Here is a 17,305-nt window from a genome sequence, read left to right as displayed (position 1 = left end):
AATGCCTCTCCCGACAGCGATAGCCGTCGCCTATCCGGATTAACCTTTTCCTCCCGCATTCACAAGCTTTTCACACGATAAAGCCTTGCTCTTGCGGGCATTTCCCGTCAATTTTGACGACCGGGGCCTGGTTTGGCCCTCCCATTGAAATGCGTTGCGGAGAAAACTGTGCCGATTCGATCCATCTGCGTTTACTGCGGCTCGCAGCCGGGACGCGATCCCGCCTATATCGCAGCCGGCCGTGCGCTCGGAAAATCCATCGCCGCCCACGGGCTTCGGCTTGTTTATGGCGGAGGCACCAAGGGCATCATGGGTGCGGTCGCAGCCGGCGTTCTGTCGAACGGCGGTCAGGTCACCGGCATCATTCCCGAATTCCTGGTCGACATGGAGGCTACGCGTCATTCGCTGGGCCAGCTCGACGAGCTGATTGTGACCGAGGACATGCATGCGCGCAAGCACAAGATGTTCGAGCGCGCTGACGCTTTCGTGACCCTGCCGGGTGGCATCGGCACGCTGGAGGAGATCGTCGAGATCATGACCTGGGCGCAGCTCGGGCGGCACCGGAAACCGATGGCGTTCGCCAATATCGGCGGCTTCTGGGATCCGATGCTCGACCTGATCACCCACATGCGCGAACAGGGCTTTATCCATCGCGCCCATCTGGTCCAGCCTCTGGTCATCGCCGATGTCGAGCAGATCGTCCCGGCGATCCTCGAACAGGGCGAGGACACCCCGCCTTCAGACGGCGAGGACGCGGTGATTTCAAGGCTTTAACGGGCCGCCTGAAACGTCTAGTCGACGATGAAGAGCTTTGCGCCGACCGATGTCGAGGAGCGGTGAGGCTCGGCGTCGTCGGCCACCTGATAGCTCATTCCGGGCTTCAGCACGAAGACGCGTCCGTCCGCAAGCTCGGTCGTCAGCTCGCCTGCAAGACAGAGCAGGATATGGCCTTTGACGCACCAGTGGTCGGCGAGGTAGCCCGGCGAATATTCGACCATCCGCACCCGGATGTTCCCGAAATGGCAGGTCTGCCATGTCGCGAGCCCTGTCTCGCCCTTGTGCTCGGTCCGGGGAACGGTGCTCCAGTCGGTCGTGCCGAACGGGATGTCGCTGATCTGCATTCCTGTGCTCCGAATAAGGCCTACCGGCCGCGCGCCTGTTTCAGCATCGACCAGGTGTAGATGACGAGTGCCACCCAGATCAGCGAAAAGGCCCCAAGCTTCACCAGGCTGAGCGGCTCATGGAAGGCGAAGACCGCGATCAGGAAAATCATCGTCGGGGCGATGTATTGCATGATGCCGATGGTCGACAGTTTCAGCAGTTTTGCGCCATTGGCATAGATCATCAGCGGTGCGGCGGTGATGATGCCGGCGGCCATCAGGATGAACGTGTCCCAGCCGGTCGAATTGAGGAGATGGCCCTGGCCGGTCGATTCCAGCCAGATCACATAGGGCAGGCAGGGAATGCTGATCAGCAGCACCTCGAGGAAAAAGCCCTGGTTCGGGCCGATCGGCAGTGTTTTTCGAAACAGCGCATAAAACCCCCAGGTAACGGTGAGCGCCAGCGAAACCCAGGGCAATCCGCCCGCATCGTAGGTGACGATCGCCACCGCCACCACCACGAGGCCGATTGCGGCGATCTGCAGTGGCGCCAGCTTTTCCTTGAGCAGGACGGCCGCGAGAAAGATGCTGAACAGCGGATTGATGAAATAACCGAGCGCCGCGTCGAGCGCCCGGCCGGCGGCGACCGCCCACACGTAGATGCCCCAGTTCGCCATGATGATGAGGGCGGTCAGGCAGGCCATGGCAAGCATGCGGGGGTTACGCAGCGCAACCTTGAGATCGCCGGTGCGACGCAGGATGAGGAGAACGATCCCGGCGACCGGCACCGACCAGATCGCCCGGTGCGCCAGCACTTCGAGCGAGGGAATGTGGGCAACCGCCTTCAGATAGAACGGCAGGAAGCCCCAGAGGAAATAGGCCGTCAGCCCGAAGGCGAAGCCGCGCGGCGTATCCTCGTTCTTCACTGGCGCCGGGGCGGTATCGATGGTCATGCGGGGTGTTTCCGGTATTCTGTTCTGGTTGTCCTTCCTCTAGACGAAGCGGCCGGGCCGGACCAATTCATTTCGTTGAACAACCTATCGTTTGTCGCGATTCTGTCGGCTTGGCTTGCGATAGTGATTCCCTGTCAGAATGGAGGAGCCGAATGGCTTTCGAAAACCAGCCGTTGCACCGGCAGATCTACGCCCGCCAGATCCTGGCGAAGGCCGGCGTGAATGCGGATGCCCGGCTTCTCGCCGCTTTCGCGACCGTGCCGCGCGAGGATTTCGTCGGCCCGCCGCCCTGGGTCTACAACGACTTCCGCAACTATCGCGAACTCGCCTCCACCGATCCGCTGGTGCTCTACCAGGACGTGCTGGTCGGCCTCGACACGGCGCGCGGCGTCAATAACGGCATGCCGTCGCTGCATGCCGGCGGCCTCCACGCGCTCGGCATCCGCGACGGCGAAACGGTCGCCCATCTCGGTGCCGGGACGGGATATTACACGGCCATCATCGCCGAGCTGGTCGGCCCGTCCGGCCGGGTGATCGCCGTCGAATACGACGAGGCGCTTGCGCAAAAGGCCCGGCAGAACCTGGCCGGTTACGCCAATGTGGACCTGGTGCGCGGCGACGCGACCGAATGGCCGAAGGAGGATGCGGACGTGATCTACGCCAATTTCGCCCTCGACCACCCGCCGGCCGCCTGGATCGACAACCTGGCGGTCTCCGGGCGGGCGCTTTTCCCGCTCGGCTACCCGGCGGTCGAGCACGGCCGGTCGAGCGGCTTTACCGGCCGGGCGGGCTTCCTGATGATCGACCGCCGGGCAAAAGGCTTCGGCGCCAAATTCCTGCAGCCGGTCTCCTTCGTCTGGGCGGAGGGCCAGCGGCCACCGGCACCCGGCCGCCACGAGGGGCTGGCGGAAGCCTTCCGCTCGCGCCGCGGCTACCAGGTCCGCAGCCTGCGCTGGCACCAGCCGCCGAAGGGCGAGGGGGAGTGGTACGGCGAGGCGGATTGGGGGCTGAGTTTCGAGGAGGCATGAAACCGCGCGGGGAAAAGAAGATCCCGCCCCGAGATGAGGCGCTTCGGCCGTAAGGTTCGGGAACGGGCGTCATGTCACGCGCGGCCCTTCAAGGCCACGCGGACCGCCTGCGGGTTCCGCTACCCGCGGAACATGCGTGATGGCTTTGGAAAGCGGCCGCTCAGGCCAGGCCTTCCTCCGCGAAAGCCCGCACCACGGATGGCCGCGCTCTCATCCGTTCGAAGGCGCTCTGGAGATTGTCGGGCAGCTCGACGCCGCTTTTGGGGGCGACCATCAGGATCCAGAAAAGATAGCAGTCGGCAATCGTCATCTCGTCGCTCACCAGGAACTCCTTGCCGCCCATCTGGTCGGAGAGGATGGAGAAGTGGCGTGCGAGCTTTTCGCGGGCACGCAGCTTTTCCGGTTCCGGGAAGTCCCTGAAAAACGGCTGGTAGCTTCCATGGATTTCGGATGACATGAAGGCCAGCGCCTCGAGCGCCCGCCACCGGACGAGGCCGTCTGCCGGGAGCAGTTTGCCGCTGCGGTCGGCGATGTAGTTCAGAATGACAGGGTTCTCCGTGAGGATCGTCCCGTCCTCCAGTTCCAGGGCGGGAATGTAGCCTTTGGGATTGAGCGACAGGAAATCGCGGCCGTCCTCCGTTTTTCGCTCATGGTTGATGCTGAGGTGCCTGTAGGGAAGGCCGGTTTCGATGAGCGCAATGTGATCCGCGAGGCTGCAGGCTGCGGGATAGTAGAAGAGGATCATGGTGGTCTCCTTGCTGGCAGACCGTCCGCCGCGATTTTCGACGATGCACAGTCTACAATGTTGACCACGGCTAGTTATGGGACCTAGAAAAAGGCGTCAAAAGCATATCTTTGGGAGTTGGTCAGATGGATGTGACTGCGTCGCACACACAAGCCGATTGCAGGGGCGTGAGCGAGATCCTTGGCCGCGTCGGCGACAAATGGACGATCCAGGTGGTCGTTGCGCTGTATCCGGGACCGTTGCGCTTCAACGGGATCAAGCGGCAGGTGGGCGGGATTTCCCAGCAGATGCTGACGCGGACGCTGAAGACCCTGGAACGCGACGGCATGGTCGAGCGCACGGTCCGCCCCAGTACGCCGCCGCAGGTCGAATACACGCTGACGCCGCTCGGCCACTCCCTGTCCGAAACCGTGCGGCAACTCGCGGACTGGGCAGCCACGCATCACCGGCAGATCGAGGAGAACCGCCTCGGATACGACAGTCGTCGGCCACAGGGATGACGAGTGGGGTCGGATTGTCTCGGCCCCGAATCTCTGATCAACCATCCGGACGAATGTTGGGGGCGAATGTCATGGCGGAGCAAGATCCTGTCGAGATTTCCGGACAGGCGATCGCGCGCGCGGATGTGCTCGGGCTCGCCGGTTCTGGAAACGCCGTGATCCTCAACGACTGCGTTCTGGAGGAAGCGGACCTGTCGGGGCTCGATCTGCAGCGCTGGGAATTCAGGAACTGCCGGATGACCAGCGTCAATCTGCGGGCAGCCGATCTTGAAGGGGCGAAGTTCGACGGATGCCGGGGACCGTTCGCCAATTTTGCAGGGGCGAACCTCGCGGAAGTGGAATTCCGCAATTGCGACTTCAACAACGCGGCTTTCCTGGAAGCAAAAATGAACGACACCCGGTTCACCGGCTGCAAGCTGACCGGGGCCAATCTCACCCGAATCGCCTCGCTCGGCCTGTCGTTTAAGGAGACCATTCTCGCACAGGCGAGGCTTCCTGCATTGTCATTCCGGAAATCGCGGATCGAACGCGTCGATTTCGGCATGGCGGATCTTTCGAAATGCGATTTCCGCGATGCCGTGTTCGACAGCTGCAGCCTGCGTGACGCGGGTCTCGTCGACGCAAGGTTCGATGGCGCCGATCTGCGCGGCGCCGACCTCGGCGGCTTGAAGCTGATCGACGCCAGGAAATTCAAGGGTGCGACGATCTCGCGCCAGCAGGCCGGTGACATGCTGGCCGAACTCGGCTTGAAGGTCCGGTAGCAGACTTGTCGCAAAACTGCCTGGCAAACCCTGCCGGCAAGCTTGACTATGACAGGGTCAGCCATCATAAGCCGGCCAGTTCTTGGGGGATGTTGCGGTGAACCAGATAGCCATCTTCAGCGGCAGTGCTCATCCCGAACTTGCGCAGGAAATATGTTCCCATCTCGGCGTGCCGTTGCACCCGGTGCGCACCAAGCGCTTCTCCAACGATTGCCTTGAAGTCCAGCTGCAGGCCAATTGTCGGGAGCAGGATGTTTTCATCGTCCAGCCGCTCAGCGCGCCGGTGCAGGAAAACCTGGTCGAGCTGCTGCTGATGCTCGATGCTGCGCGCGGGGCATCGGCCTCGCGCATCACTGCCGTCATCCCGCATTTTTCCTATGCCCGTTCCGACAAGAAGGACGCGCCGCGCATTTCGATCGGCGGCCGCCTGGTCGCGGATCTGCTGGTCACCGCCGGGGCGAGCCGCGTCCTCACGATGACGCTGCATTCACCGCAGGTGCACGGCTTTTTCAGCGTGCCCGTCGATCAGCTCCATGCCTTGGGCGAGCTTGCCAACCACTTCTTTCGTTATGACCTCAGCCGCGCCGTCGTCGTTTCTCCGGACCTTGGCAATGCCAAGAACGCGGCCGCCTTCGCCAAGCGCCTCAATGTGCCGGTCGCTGCCGGCGCCAAGGAGCGCGTGAGCGACACCCAGGTCCGAATCTCCGCGCTGATCGGCGATATCCGCAATCGCGACGTCATCGTGCTCGACGACGAAATCGCCAGCGGCGGCTCCATCATCGAATTGCTCCAGCATCTGCGCGCCCATGGCGCCCGCACCATCCGGATCGCCACCACGCACGGCATTTTTGCGGGCTCGGCCGTCGCCCGCCTCGCCGCCGAGCCCGACGTGCTGGAGATCGTCTGCACCGACACCGTGCCCATCGCCGCTGAAAAGCGCCAGCCCAAGCTGACCGTGCTGTCTGTCGCGCCAGCTTTTGCCGAAGCCATGCGCCGGATCAATTCGGGCGAATCCGTCAGCGCGCTTTTGGCCGAGGATATCGCCCTGGCCCGAACCGCCGCCGCGGTTTAGCCAATCGGGGCGTGCCCCGATTGTCGTCAGCCCTCACTCCGCCGCGATCCTGCCCGCCAGCTGGCGGTTTTTCATCAGCTTGTAGATGACCGAATCCATCAGCGCCTGGAACGAGGCGTCGATGATGTTTTCCGAGACGCCGACCGTCCACCAGCGGACGCCGCTGCCGTCGATGGATTCGATCAGCACGCGGGTGATCGCCTCGGTGCCGCCGTTGAGGATGCGCACCTTGAAATCGGCGAGCACAAGGTCGTCGATTTCATGTTGGTATTTGCCGAAATCCTTGCGCAGCGCCCGGTCGATCGCGTTGACGGGGCCGTCGCCTTCGGCGACCGACATATGGGTCTGGCCGTCGATGACGAGCTTCACCACCGCTTCCGAGACGATCTTGATGCGGCCGTGGCTGTCGAAGCGGCGCTCCACCATGACGCGGAACCCTTCCACGGAGAAGAATTCCGGAATGGTGCCGAGCGTGCGGCGGGCGAGCAGTTCGAAGCTCGCGTCGGCGCCTTCGTAGGCGTAGCCGGAGGCCTCGCGTTCCTTGACGATCGAGATCAGCTGGTCGAGCCTCGGATCGTCCTTGCCGACCTCGATGCCGCGGCGCTTCAGCGCGTTGATGAAGTTCGACTTGCCGCCCTGGTCGGACACCATCACCTTGCGCAGGTTGCCGACGCTTTCCGGCGTCACGTGTTCGTAGGTGCGCGGATCCTTCAAGAGCGCCGACGCGTGGATGCCGGCCTTGGTGGCGAAGGCGGACGCCCCGACATAGGGCGCCTGGTGGTTCGGCGAGCGGTTGAGCAGCTCGTCGAAGGCGTGGCTGAGGCGGGTGAGGCCGGTCAGCCGCTCCGCATCGATCGCCGTCTCGAACCGGCTGTTATAGGCGTCCTTCAGGGCAAGCGTCGCGATGATCGTGATGAGGTTGGCATTGCCGCAGCGTTCGCCGATACCGTTCAGCGTGCCCTGGATCTGCCGACAGCCGGCCTCGATCGCGGCAAGCGAATTGGCGACCGCCTGGCCGGTATCGTCATGGGCGTGGATGCCGAGCGAGGTGCCCGGGATGCCCGACGCGATCACCGCCTCGACGATGGCCCGGATCTCGCCCGGCTGGGTGCCGCCATTGGTGTCGCAGAGCACCACCCAGCGCGCGCCGGCGTCATAGGCGGTTTTCGCGCAGGCGAGCGCATAGTCCGGATTGGCCTTGTAGCCGTCGAAGAAATGTTCGCAGTCGACCAGCGCTTCCTTGCCCGCGCCCCGGGCGGCCTCGACGCTGTCGCGGATGGCCTCGAGGTTTTCCTCGTTCGAACAGCCGAGCGCGACGCGCACATGGTAATCCCAGCTCTTGGCGACGAAACAGGTGGCGTCGCTTTTCGCCTGCAGCAGCACGGCGAGGCCCGGATCGTTGGAGGCGGAAATGCCGGCCCGCTTGGTCATGCCGAAGGCGACGAATTTGGACTTCACCGTGCGTTTTTCGGAGAAGAAGGCGGTGTCGGTCGGGTTGGCGCCGGGATAACCGCCCTCGACATAGTCGAGGCCGAACTCGTCGAGCAGGTTGGAGATGGCGATCTTGTCCTCGACGGAAAAATCGACGCCGGGGGTCTGCTGCCCGTCGCGGAGCGTGGTGTCGAAGAGATAGATGCGTTCGCGTGTCATGGGTGCTCCTCCTGGAGCGGTGTTTCTAATTCTCGGCCCGTCATCCTCGGGCTTGACCCGAGGATCCAACACTAAGCGTAGGGGTTTGATGGAGCCGTCCGTCGACCGAAGAGATGGATCCTCGGGTCAAGCCCGAGGATGACGGAAGTACGGCTCTAGACCTTCCCCGCAAACCGGTCCGTCGCGCGGATCAGCTGGTCGGTAATCCCCGGCTCCGACACGGCATGCCCCGCGCCCTCGATGATATGGAAATCCGCATCCGTCCAGACCTTCGAAAGCTGCCAGGCATATTTCAGCGGGCAGGGCATGTCGTAGCGGCCATGCACGATGACGCCCGGAATGCCCTTGAGCTTGACCGCATCGCGCAGAAGCTGCCCGTCCTCAAGCCAGCCGGCATTCATGAAGAAGTGGTTCTCGATGCGCGAGAAGGCGAGCGCGAAATGGTCGTCGTCGTGGTCGGATGCCAGCTGCGGGCTCGGCAGAAGCGTGATGGTCGAGCCTTCCCAGACGCTCCAGGCCTTGGCGCAGCGGATCTGCTCGGCCTCGTCCGGCCCGGTCAGCCGGCGGTGATAGGCGGCCATCATCTCGTGGCGCTCGTTTTCGGGAATGGGCGCGACGAAGGCCTCCCACTTGTCCGGGAACATTTCCGAGACGCCGAACTGGTAGTACCAGTCGAGCTCGGGCCGTGTCAGGGTGTAGATGCCCCGCACCAGAAGTTCGGTGACGCGTTCGGGATGCGTCTCCGCATAGGCAAGCGCCAGCGTCGAGCCCCAGGAGCCGCCGAACACCTGCCATTTCTCGACGCCGACCATCTCGCGCAGCCGCTCGATATCGGCGACCAGATGCCAGGTCGTGTTGGCCTCGATGCTCGCATGCGGGGTCGACTTGCCGCAGCCGCGCTGGTCGAACAGAAGCACGTCGTAGAGCGCCGGATCGAACAGCCGGCGCTGGTTGGGGTTGATGCCGCCGCCCGGTCCGCCATGCAGGAAGACGGCGGGCTTTGCGCCCTTCGTGCCGACCCGTTCCCAGGAGATCACGTGGCCGTCGCCGACCTCGAGCGTCCCGGTCTGATAGGGTTCGATTTCCGGATAGAGCGTACGCAGAACTTCGGTCACAGATGCAGCCCCTTTGCCGGCCAGTTTTCGGTATCGTGATCGGGGTGCTGGAAGGAGATGATCTGTTCCTGCTTGACCGCGTCTTCGCCGGAATCACGGACCGGCTGGTCGAAGATCGTCGTCACCCACGGTATATGCGAGGCGTAGTTCACCTGGATCTTCGGGGCGAGATCGCCGCGGTCGTCGAAGGCGCCGATCGCGAGATCGAGCCCCCCGGGATAGCGATAGGTAAGCGGCGTGCCGCAATTCTCGCAGAAGCCGCGGTCTATGTTGACCGAGGACTGGAAATATTTCGGCTCGCCGCGGGTCCATTCGACGCCGTCCTTCGGCGCGGTGACCAGCGGCCCGAAGAAGCCGCCGAAGGCCTTCTGGCACATGCGGCAATGGCAGATCGAGGCGCGGCCGAGCTCGCCGTGGATGCGGAAGCGCACGGCGCCGCACTGGCAGCCGCCTGTTCTCGGGGTCTCGCTCATTGTTCATCCTCCTTGGGATTGTGTTCGGGCGGCCATGTTTCGGTGTCGTGGTCGGGATGCTGGTAGGAGACGATGTCGTCGAGGAACGGCGCCGACGCGATGTCGTCCATCGTATCGCGCTCGGGAAGTTCGTGCAGGCGGTCGACGAAGCCGATCTTGCCTTCCGCGCCGAACTGCACGACCGGCGGCAGCCGGCCCGGCTCGTCGAAACTGCCGGCCGAAATCGCGATCCCGTCCTCCGCCTCGTAGGTCATCGGCGTGCCGCAGTTTTCGCAGAAACCGCGCCGCACATGGTTCGACGAGTGGAAATATTTGAGCTGGCCGCGCGTCCAGGTCAGTTCCGCCTCGCCGGCGGCAACCAGCGGCGCGTAATAGGCGCCGAACGCCTTCTGGCACATGCGGCAATGGCAGATCGAGGCATCCGGCGCATCCCCGACCAGCCGGAAGCGGATCGCGCCGCACTGGCAGCCGCCGGTATGGACGACATCGCTCATGGTCGCCCCTCCGCCGGCGCGTCCCCGTGCGGCCAGACCTCGGTGTCGTGGTCGGGATGCTGGCGGCTGCTGGCCGAGACCGTCTTTTCCTGCTCCGGCGTCATGTCCATCTTCGTGTCGTGATGCAGGCTGTCGAGTTCTCCGAACCAGGGCATCTTGTAGGCAAGATTGGTCTGCAGCGCGGGCTTCACCGATTGCGGATCGTCGAGCGAGCCGAGCGTGATGCTGATATGGTCGCTCGATCCGTCATAGAAAAGCGGCGTGCCGCATTTCCCGCAGAAACCGCGCCGCACCGTCTCCGACGAGCGGAACCAGGCCGGCTCGCCGCGGGTCAGCGAAAAGTTCTCGTACATCACCCCGCCGAGCGGCATGAAATAATTGCCCGCCGCCTTCTGGCACATGCGGCAATGGCACAGATGCGGAAACCCGAGCGCACCCTCCGCCCGGTATCTCACAGCACCGCATTGGCATCCGCCGGTGTGAATCTGGGTCATTGACTGTCCTCGTCGAGCCAGTTTTCCACTTTCAGTCCGTCGACCCGCGAGAACTCGCGGATATTGTTGGTGACAAGCGTGAGGTTCAGGGACTTGGCATGTGCCGCGATAAAGAGGTCCGTTGTTCCTATGGATGTGCCGCGATTTTGCAGGTCATTGCGAATGGCTGCATAGGCAAAGGTAGCGTCATCACCGTAGTCCAGAAGGGCGATACGGCTGAGCGCAGCTTCGACGCGATCGGCAAAGGCCTCCGAGCGTTTCTTGGCAAGGCCAAATCTTATTTCCGAAACCGCGATCGCGCTCATGCAGACGGCATTGATGCCGTGCCGCCGGAGTTTTTGCTGAACGCGCCCCCGCGGATTTCGGACGAGATCCGACAGGATATTGGTGTCGAGCATGAAGCTATGATCGCTCACAGATCGAAATCCCGTGGCGGCGGTTCGTCGATGTCGAGCTCAGGGAACTCGCCTTCCCATGGCTCGATCGTCGCCAGCCATTCCAGAAGGTCGGTTTTTTTCACCGGCTCGATGACCAGCCGGTCGCCTTCCTTGCGCATGATCGCCTCGTCACCGGGCATCTCGAATTCCACGGGAATACGGACCGCCTGATTGCGGCCGTTGCGGAACAGCTTCACATGACGTTCTGCACCCATGTCATCCTCCTTGGCCTATGCCGTAAGCATATGCCGATTGATCGGTTGAAACAACCAATCCCTCGTTATTCCGGCGCGTGACACACCGCCTCGATATTGTTGCCATCGGGATCAAATACGAAGGCGCCGTAATAGTTCGGGTGGTAGTGCGCGCGCAGGCCGGGTGCGCCGTTGTCGGCTCCGCCGGCGGCCATCGCCGCCGCGTAGAAGGCGTCCACTTCGGCGCGGCTGTTGGCGCTAAACGCGATGTGCTGCGAATGGCCGCCCGCGGGCTTCTCCTCATGAAGCCAGTAGACCGGCCGCTCCCGTCCGTAACCGCCGACCTTCACGCCGCCGGTATATTCGGCCGGCACCATGTAGAGCAGCGAGGCGCCGAGCGGCGCGAAGGCTGCGTCGTAGAATGCCCTGGCGCGGTCGAAATCCGCGACCTTGATGCCCATGTGATCGATCATCGGTTGCTCCTCGCCTTGTAAGAGAGGTGAAGCTTAGCGCTTCACCTCCCAGGTCGTCACCCTTTCGCCGGTCGCGGGGTCCTTGCCGTCCTTCAGCTGGATGCCCTTGTCGGCCAGTTCGTTGCGGATCCTGTCGGCCTCGGCGAAGTTTTTCGCCTTCAGCATTTCGAGCCGCATGGCGACCAGCGCATCGACTGCGGAAGCAAGCGCCTCGTCGACCTCGGTTTTCTGGGGCAGCACGCCGAGTAGGGCGGCGCTTGCGGCAAACACCGCAGCCCCCTCCAGATTGTAATGGGCGTCCTGCGCCAGGGCGTGAAGGGCCTGCACGGCGGCAACCGTGTTGAGGTCGTCGGCGAGCGCGTTCATCACCGTGTCGCAGGGCTGCGCGCCGGAAACCTCCGCCGCCGGCCATTTGCTGAGAAGGCGCTCGGCCTCTTCCAGCCGCTTCACCGAAAAGTCGATCGGCTCGCGATAATGGGTCATCAGCATGGCAAGCCGCAGGACCTCGCCCGGCCATTGGCGGCCGCCGAAGGCCTGGCTGTGCAGGAGGTCGTGGATGGTGATGAAATTGCCCTCCGACTTCGACATCTTGCGGCCTTCCACCTGGACGAAGCCGTTATGCATCCAGACATTGGCCATCACGTCGGTGCCGTGGGCGCAGCGCGACTGGGCGATCTCGTTCTCATGATGCGGGAAGATCAGGTCGAGCCCGCCGCCATGGATGTCGAACACCTCGCCGAGATACCGCTGGCTCATCGCCGAGCACTCGATGTGCCAGCCCGGACGGCCGCGGCCCCAGGGGCTTTCCCAGCCGGGTTCGTTGTGGGAGGAAAGCTTCCACAGCACGAAATCGCCGGGGTTCTTCTTGTGCGCATCGACCGCGACGCGGGCGCCGGCCTGTTGCTCGTCGAGCGGGCGCTTGGAAAGCTGGCCATAGTCGCGCATCGACCTGGTATCGAACAGCACTTCGCCCGATGCCACATAGGCATGACCGTTGCCGATCAGCTTGCCGATGATTTCGACCATCTCGGCGATACTGTCGGTGGCGCGCGGCTCAACGGTTGGCTCAAGGCAGCCGAGCTCGGCGACGTCTTCGTGGAACTGCGTCTCGGTCTTTTCGGTAACGGCGCGGATCGCCTGGTTGAGCGGCAGGCCGGGATGGTCCCTCAGCGCCCGCGCGTTGATCTTGTCGTCGACGTCGGTGATGTTGCGGGCATAGGTGACATGGGCCTCGCCATAGACATGCCGGAGCAGCCGGTAGAGCACGTCGAAGACGATCACCGGCCGGGCATTGCCGATATGCGCGAAGTCGTAGACCGTCGGGCCGCAGACATACATGCGCACATTCTGCGGGTCGATCGGTGCGAACTCCGTCTTTTCACGGGTCAGCGTATTGTAGAACCTGAGCGTGGTGCTCATCGAAAATCTCCCCAAAATCTCCCACGGCGAGCGGCCGGCCGAGCGGGATGCCGAAAAGTGTACGCGGTTTTCGGACGACATCCCGCTCTCATTATCAGCTAAGGAGCCGGATGCTTTCATGTTCAGGCAACACGAAAGCATCCGGCTCCGGCCGGGTCGTTTGTCTTCAAGGCTTTTCGAGAGACGAAAACGGCCGGGCCAGCGCGAACGCTAGCGGATAATGATCCCACAAATGGAAATCGCCGTTTTCATGGAAGGCGTTATGGCGCGGGCAATCCATTTGGTCAAGTGGCTTGCCCGTGCCAGGTGGTTTGGGTCGCGTTATGCCGTCTTGCGGCCGATGCCGTTCCGCGCGACCGTGAACAGGAAGATCAGCATCGAGATGGCGGTGAGGATTGAGCCGATCGCAGCCAGCGCCTCGCCGCCCGAGGAAACCGCCATCGCGATGCCTGGCACGAGACAGAGCACGCCAAGAACAGCAAAGCCGAGATGCACCTTTGCCAGCAGGGTATCGGCCGCCGCCGGGGTCACGGTGTAATAGAGGCCGAAAAGCCCCATCGTCGTCCAGCCGACCAGGTTCAGGTGCGCGTGCGCCGGCGCCATCAGGTGGTCGCCGGAGATCGCCATGTGAATGCCCCAGAACATTCCGACGGTGACACAGAGCACGGCTGCGCCGAAGAAGCAGAAAGCGATATTTCTCATCAGATTTCCCCCGAAATATGAAATTCCTGCGCCATCTTGCAGGACCCGCAGCATAGCGGAAATCGGAATTTTATACATCGGTATTCGTTAGCTGCTTCTGATGTGCCCCTGGGATCAAAACAGACGCTTCGCACGTTATTCGGCAGGAATATTGCCGATGGATGGACAACAAATGGCCAGCCGCAATACACACCACAACATCTTCGACATCTTCTCGAGCGCGGTCGCCTCCTGGTCGGGAAAGCCCGTCGCATTTGTCGCTGCCGTCGCCCTGATCGTCATCTGGGGTGTTACCGGCCCGTTCTTCGGATTTTCGGAAACCTGGCAGCTGGTGGTCAACACCGGAACCACGATCATCACGTTCCTGATGGTCTTCGTCCTGCAGAACTCCCAGAACCGGGATGGCGAGGCGGTCCAGGCGAAGCTCGACGAACTGATCCTGTCGAGCCAGGCCGCCAACGAGTTCATCGGCATCGAGAAACTTGACGAGGAGCAGCTTCGCAAGCTGAGCGTAAGTCTGCAGCGTCGTGCCAAGGCGCTGGATCAGGAGGCGCAGAACGTCTAGCGACTTTGGTCGCGTCAGCGACCGTCGTCGATCGGCGGATTGCTGTTGTCGAGCAGGGCCTGGGCGATGGACTTGCGCCGCGCGTCGTCGGTCATGGCGGAACTGATGAGCCGCATGGCTTCCATGACGGCGGCTTCGCCGTGCTCGCGGTGAAGACGGGCCATCGCTGCGGCGACCAGATTGGCGGTTGCCGTCGCCTGTTCTCTTTGCTCGTCGGTAAGATGCGGTTGCATAGGCGTCCTTGCATTGCGGCGGCCGTTTGGGCATTTGCCCCATCCACTCGCAGAATTGACCAATGTCAAATGCAAGTGCGCCCCTGCGGCAAGGGGTCGCTTTTATTCCGGTGAGCGGAAATCCACGAACCTGTTGTCGCGTACCACGAACAGGCGACCGGTATCGGTCGTCTCGGGAGAGGCGAGGAACAGGATCTTTTCGGCGACCTCCGACGGATGCGGCAGCGTTTCCGGATCTTCGCCGGGCACGGCCTGGGCGCGCATGGCGGTGCGGGTGGCGCCGGGATTGACGACGTTGACCTTGAGCGGCGTGTGGTTGGTCTCGGCCGCCCAGATGCGGGCCATGTTCTCGACCGCAGCCTTCGAGATCGAATAGGCGCCCCAGAAGGCCGGCGCCTTGGAGGCGACGCCCGACGACATGATGATCGCCCGGCCGGCATCGGATTTGGTCAGGAGCGGCTCGACCGAGCGGATCAGCCGCCAGGTGGCGGTGACATTGGTCAGCATCACCTTTTCGAACACTTTCGCCTCGATATGGCCGAGCGGCGAGATGACCCCGAGGATGCCGGCATTGGCGACGAGAATGTCGAGCTTGCCCCAGCGCTCGAAGATCGAGGCGCCGAGCTTGTCGATCGCCTGCATATCGGTGATGTCGAAGGGAACCAGCGTGGCCGTGCCGCCCGCCGCCTTGATCGCGTCGTCGAGATCCTCGAGGCCGCCGACGGTGCGGGCGGTCGCGATCACGTGCGCGCCGGCTTTTGCCAGCGCCAGCGCCGTGAAATACCCGATGCCCCGCGACGCGCCCGTCACCAGCGCGATCCTGCCCTTCAGATCGATAGTCATGTTCCAGTCCCTAATGCATGACGCAGCACCAAGGCCGCCATCCGTCGTCGAATCCTTGATGGAGAAGGGGCTGTTGCGCTTGTTCGAACGAGCGCCAACCTTCACCATTCTTATTCCTGTGCTTGTCACAGCGATCCGGCGCGCGCAAGTCCTTGCGCATGGGGGGAGTTTTTACGGCTCCCGATGTGGGCGCGGCGCACCCCCCTCTGTCCTGCCGGACATCTCCCCCTCAAGGGGGGGAGATCGGATGGAGCGCCGGCCTGCCCAAATCAATGCGACCGGTCGGGTAAAAGCCATGACTGCGCGTCAAAGGGAGTGGTGAGCCGACAGCATATCGACCTCCCCCCTTGAGGGGGAGATGCCCGGCAGGGCAGAGGGGGGTGGTCTTGCTCGGCGGCTTATTGCAGGCGGAGCAGAGCATTCGGCGGGTTCGCTCGCAATTCACATGAGTAGTGAACCGCCGTCCCTCAAACCCCTATCACCCGTTGCTGGCCAGAACCGAAACCTTGCGTCCCATCGTCTCGCCGTCCTTGTCGAGCAGGCGGGTCGGGTAGTCGCCGGTGAAATAATGGTCGGTGAACTGCGGCCGCGCATTGTTGCGGTCCTCGCCGCCGACGGCGCGGTAGAGGCCGTTGATCGACAGGAATTCGAGCGAGTCCGCGCCGATATACTGGCACATGGCTTCCAGGCTGTCGTACTGGTTGGCGAGCAGCTTGTCGCGGTCCGGCGTGTCGATGCCGTAGAAGTCCGGGTAATAGATCATCGGGCTGGCGACGCGCAGATGCACTTCCTTGGCGCCGGCATCGCGGATCATCCGTACGATCTTCAGCGAGGTCGTGCCGCGCACCACCGAATCGTCGACCAGCACGACGCGTTTGCCCTCGATCATCGCCCGGTTGGCGGAATGCTTGAGCTTGACGCCGAAGGCGCGGATCTGCTGGGTCGGCTCGATGAAGGTGCGGCCGACATAATGGTTGCGGATGATGCCGTATTCGAACGGGATGCCGCTCTCCTGGGCATAACCGAGGGCAGCCGGCGTGCCGCCATCCGGCACCGGCACCACGACGTCGGCTTCGACCGGCGCTTCCTTGGCGAGGTTGATGCCCATGTTCTTGCGGGCGACATAGACGCTGCGGCCGCCGACGACGGAATCGGGGCGGGCGAAATAGACATATTCGAACAGGCAGAGCCGCTCCGGCTGGCCGTTGCCGGCCTTGCGGGCATCGATCGAGATCGAACCATCCGGCTGGATCTCGCAGATGATGACTTCGCCATTCTCCACGTCGCGGACGAACTTGGCGCCGATGATGTCGAGCGCGCAGGTTTCGGACGCGAAGATCGGCTTGCCGTCGAGTTCGCCCATGACGAGCGGGCGGATGCCGGTGGGGTCGCGCGCGGCGATCAGCTTGGTGCGGGTGAGGGCGAGCATCGAATAGCCGCCTTCCATCTGCCGGATCGCGTCGATGAACCGGTCGGCCGTCGACGTGTAGCGGGAGCGGGCGATGAGATGCAGCACGACTTCGGTATCCGACGTCGACTGACAGATGGCGCCGCCGGCGATCAGCTGCCGGCGCAGTGTCAGGCCGTTGGTGAAGTTGCCGTTATGGGCGACCGCGATGCCGCCGACTTCCAGTTCGGCAAACAGCGGCTGGACGTTGCGCAGCGCCACTTCGCCTGTCGTCGAATAGCGGTTGTGGCCGATGGCGATATTGCCGGGCAGGCGGGCCAGTGTGGCGGGGTCGGTATAATGGTCGCCGACGAGGCCCATGCGGCGTTCCGAATGGAACCGCAATCCGTCGAAGGAGACGATACCGGCGGCTTCCTGGCCGCGGTGCTGCAGCGCATGCAGGCCGAGCGCCGTCAGCGTCGCGGCCTCGGGATGGCCGAGAATGCCGAACACGCCGCATTCTTCATGCAGGGTATCGCCATCCCATTCGTTGACGCTGTCTGCGGCGAATGTCTCGGAAACCGGCTGGTTCATCTTGGCCCCTTATCCCTTTGGACAACCTGTCCCTGTCGGAAAAATGGAAAGGCCGGCCGGGGGAGATGCTCCC

At 63.2% G+C, this 17,305-nt stretch carries 22 protein-coding genes; 6 read left to right on the top strand and 16 right to left on the bottom strand.

Translation table 11 applies throughout. From position 1 onward, the window contains the following. Positions 1-144: 144 nt before the first annotated feature. Positions 145-774 carry a TIGR00730 family Rossman fold protein gene (locus J2X76_RS01440; protein ID WP_310214657.1) on the top strand — a complete coding sequence of 210 codons (630 nt, stop codon included), beginning with the start codon at positions 145-147 and terminating at the stop codon, positions 772-774. A gap of 17 nt (positions 775-791) precedes the next feature. Here J2X76_RS01440 and J2X76_RS01435 read toward each other — a convergent pair whose 3' ends face one another. Together J2X76_RS01435 and rarD are read right to left on the bottom strand one after the other, a co-directional pair. After that, on the bottom strand, positions 792-1,121 hold the full coding sequence (locus J2X76_RS01435; RefSeq protein WP_310212298.1) for a DHCW motif cupin fold protein: 330 nt from the start codon (positions 1,119-1,121) through the stop codon (positions 792-794). A gap of 20 nt (positions 1,122-1,141) precedes the next feature. Continuing rightward, entirely contained in the window at positions 1,142-2,053 is a 912-nt protein-coding gene (rarD, locus tag J2X76_RS01430; RefSeq protein ID WP_310212295.1) for an EamA family transporter RarD, read from the bottom strand. Between the two features lie 152 nt (positions 2,054-2,205). Between rarD and J2X76_RS01425 the strand changes: the two genes are divergently transcribed. Then, on the top strand, positions 2,206-3,081 hold the full coding sequence (locus J2X76_RS01425) for a methyltransferase domain-containing protein (RefSeq protein WP_310212292.1): 876 nt from the start codon (positions 2,206-2,208) through the stop codon (positions 3,079-3,081). A 160-nt stretch (positions 3,082-3,241) separates the two neighbouring features. On the opposite strand, the gene J2X76_RS01420 is transcribed toward J2X76_RS01425, so the two are convergent. Beyond that, positions 3,242-3,826, bottom strand: a complete 585-nt coding sequence (locus J2X76_RS01420) for a glutathione binding-like protein (protein ID WP_310212290.1) — start codon at positions 3,824-3,826, stop codon at positions 3,242-3,244. 125 nt (positions 3,827-3,951) lie between these two features. Here J2X76_RS01420 and J2X76_RS01415 point away from each other — a divergent pair, with 125 nt between their 5' ends. From J2X76_RS01415 to J2X76_RS01405, 3 genes are all read left to right on the top strand, one after another. Next, a complete protein-coding gene (locus J2X76_RS01415) occupies positions 3,952-4,326 on the top strand; it encodes a helix-turn-helix domain-containing protein (protein WP_310212286.1) in 375 nt (124 codons plus the stop codon). Positions 4,327-4,397: 71 nt separating this feature from the next. Continuing rightward, positions 4,398-5,087, top strand: a complete 690-nt coding sequence (locus tag J2X76_RS01410; protein ID WP_310212283.1) for a pentapeptide repeat-containing protein — start codon at positions 4,398-4,400, stop codon at positions 5,085-5,087. A gap of 97 nt (positions 5,088-5,184) precedes the next feature. Continuing rightward, positions 5,185-6,159: a ribose-phosphate pyrophosphokinase gene (locus J2X76_RS01405; RefSeq protein WP_310212282.1), complete on the top strand. Its 975-nt coding sequence runs from the start codon at positions 5,185-5,187 to the stop codon at positions 6,157-6,159. Positions 6,160-6,192: 33 nt separating this feature from the next. Here the strand turns inward: J2X76_RS01405 and cimA are convergent, their stop codons facing one another. The 10 genes from cimA to J2X76_RS01355 form a co-directional block, all read right to left on the bottom strand. Next, positions 6,193-7,809, bottom strand: a complete 1,617-nt coding sequence (cimA, locus tag J2X76_RS01400; protein ID WP_113129968.1) for a citramalate synthase — start codon at positions 7,807-7,809, stop codon at positions 6,193-6,195. 155 nt (positions 7,810-7,964) lie between these two features. Next, positions 7,965-8,924: a prolyl aminopeptidase gene (gene pip / locus J2X76_RS01395; RefSeq protein WP_310212279.1), complete on the bottom strand. Its 960-nt coding sequence runs from the start codon at positions 8,922-8,924 to the stop codon at positions 7,965-7,967. Then, on the bottom strand, positions 8,921-9,397 hold the full coding sequence (locus J2X76_RS01390; protein WP_113129970.1) for a GFA family protein: 477 nt from the start codon (positions 9,395-9,397) through the stop codon (positions 8,921-8,923). Before J2X76_RS01390 ends, pip begins: the two co-directional genes overlap by 4 nt. Continuing rightward, positions 9,394-9,891, bottom strand: coding sequence for a GFA family protein (locus J2X76_RS01385; protein ID WP_113284135.1), 498 nt, complete (start codon positions 9,889-9,891; stop codon positions 9,394-9,396). The genes J2X76_RS01390 and J2X76_RS01385 overlap by 4 nt, the downstream gene beginning before the upstream one ends. Next, a complete protein-coding gene (locus J2X76_RS01380) occupies positions 9,888-10,385 on the bottom strand; it encodes a GFA family protein (protein WP_310212273.1) in 498 nt (165 codons plus the stop codon). Before J2X76_RS01380 ends, J2X76_RS01385 begins: the two co-directional genes overlap by 4 nt. Next, positions 10,382-10,783: a type II toxin-antitoxin system VapC family toxin gene (locus J2X76_RS01375; RefSeq protein ID WP_310212270.1), complete on the bottom strand. Its 402-nt coding sequence runs from the start codon at positions 10,781-10,783 to the stop codon at positions 10,382-10,384. The genes J2X76_RS01380 and J2X76_RS01375 overlap by 4 nt, the downstream gene beginning before the upstream one ends. 14 nt (positions 10,784-10,797) lie before the next feature. Continuing rightward, positions 10,798-11,037: an antitoxin gene (locus J2X76_RS01370; RefSeq protein ID WP_113129974.1), complete on the bottom strand. Its 240-nt coding sequence runs from the start codon at positions 11,035-11,037 to the stop codon at positions 10,798-10,800. 65 nt (positions 11,038-11,102) lie between these two features. Then, the gene (locus J2X76_RS01365) at positions 11,103-11,489 is read right to left on the bottom strand and encodes a VOC family protein (protein ID WP_310212267.1); all 387 of its coding nucleotides are present in this window, start codon (positions 11,487-11,489) and stop codon (positions 11,103-11,105) included. Positions 11,490-11,522: 33 nt separating this feature from the next. Then, positions 11,523-12,908: a cysteine--tRNA ligase gene (gene cysS, locus J2X76_RS01360; protein ID WP_113129976.1), complete on the bottom strand. Its 1,386-nt coding sequence runs from the start codon at positions 12,906-12,908 to the stop codon at positions 11,523-11,525. A 321-nt stretch (positions 12,909-13,229) separates the two neighbouring features. Continuing rightward, positions 13,230-13,610: a hypothetical protein gene (locus J2X76_RS01355; protein ID WP_113129977.1), complete on the bottom strand. Its 381-nt coding sequence runs from the start codon at positions 13,608-13,610 to the stop codon at positions 13,230-13,232. A gap of 157 nt (positions 13,611-13,767) precedes the next feature. Between J2X76_RS01355 and J2X76_RS01350 the strand changes: the two genes are divergently transcribed. Further along, positions 13,768-14,175, top strand: coding sequence for a low affinity iron permease family protein (locus J2X76_RS01350; protein WP_310212262.1), 408 nt, complete (start codon positions 13,768-13,770; stop codon positions 14,173-14,175). Positions 14,176-14,189: 14 nt separating this feature from the next. Here the strand turns inward: J2X76_RS01350 and J2X76_RS01345 are convergent, their stop codons facing one another. From J2X76_RS01345 to purF, 3 genes are all read right to left on the bottom strand, one after another. After that, positions 14,190-14,408 carry a hypothetical protein gene (locus J2X76_RS01345; RefSeq protein ID WP_113129979.1) on the bottom strand — a complete coding sequence of 73 codons (219 nt, stop codon included), beginning with the start codon at positions 14,406-14,408 and terminating at the stop codon, positions 14,190-14,192. Positions 14,409-14,510: 102 nt separating this feature from the next. Continuing rightward, on the bottom strand, positions 14,511-15,251 hold the full coding sequence (locus tag J2X76_RS01340) for an SDR family NAD(P)-dependent oxidoreductase (RefSeq protein WP_310212259.1): 741 nt from the start codon (positions 15,249-15,251) through the stop codon (positions 14,511-14,513). Positions 15,252-15,729: 478 nt separating this feature from the next. After that, positions 15,730-17,232 carry an amidophosphoribosyltransferase gene (purF, locus tag J2X76_RS01335; protein WP_113129981.1) on the bottom strand — a complete coding sequence of 501 codons (1,503 nt, stop codon included), beginning with the start codon at positions 17,230-17,232 and terminating at the stop codon, positions 15,730-15,732. Positions 17,233-17,305: the final 73 nt, after the last annotated feature.

The sequence above is a fragment of the Neorhizobium sp. 2083 genome, from assembly GCF_031455615.1.
Classification (GTDB): Bacteria; Pseudomonadota; Alphaproteobacteria; order Rhizobiales; family Rhizobiaceae; genus Neorhizobium.
The sequence above is the reverse complement of the archived record's forward strand: the minus strand, read 5'-3'. Positions and strand labels throughout refer to the sequence as shown.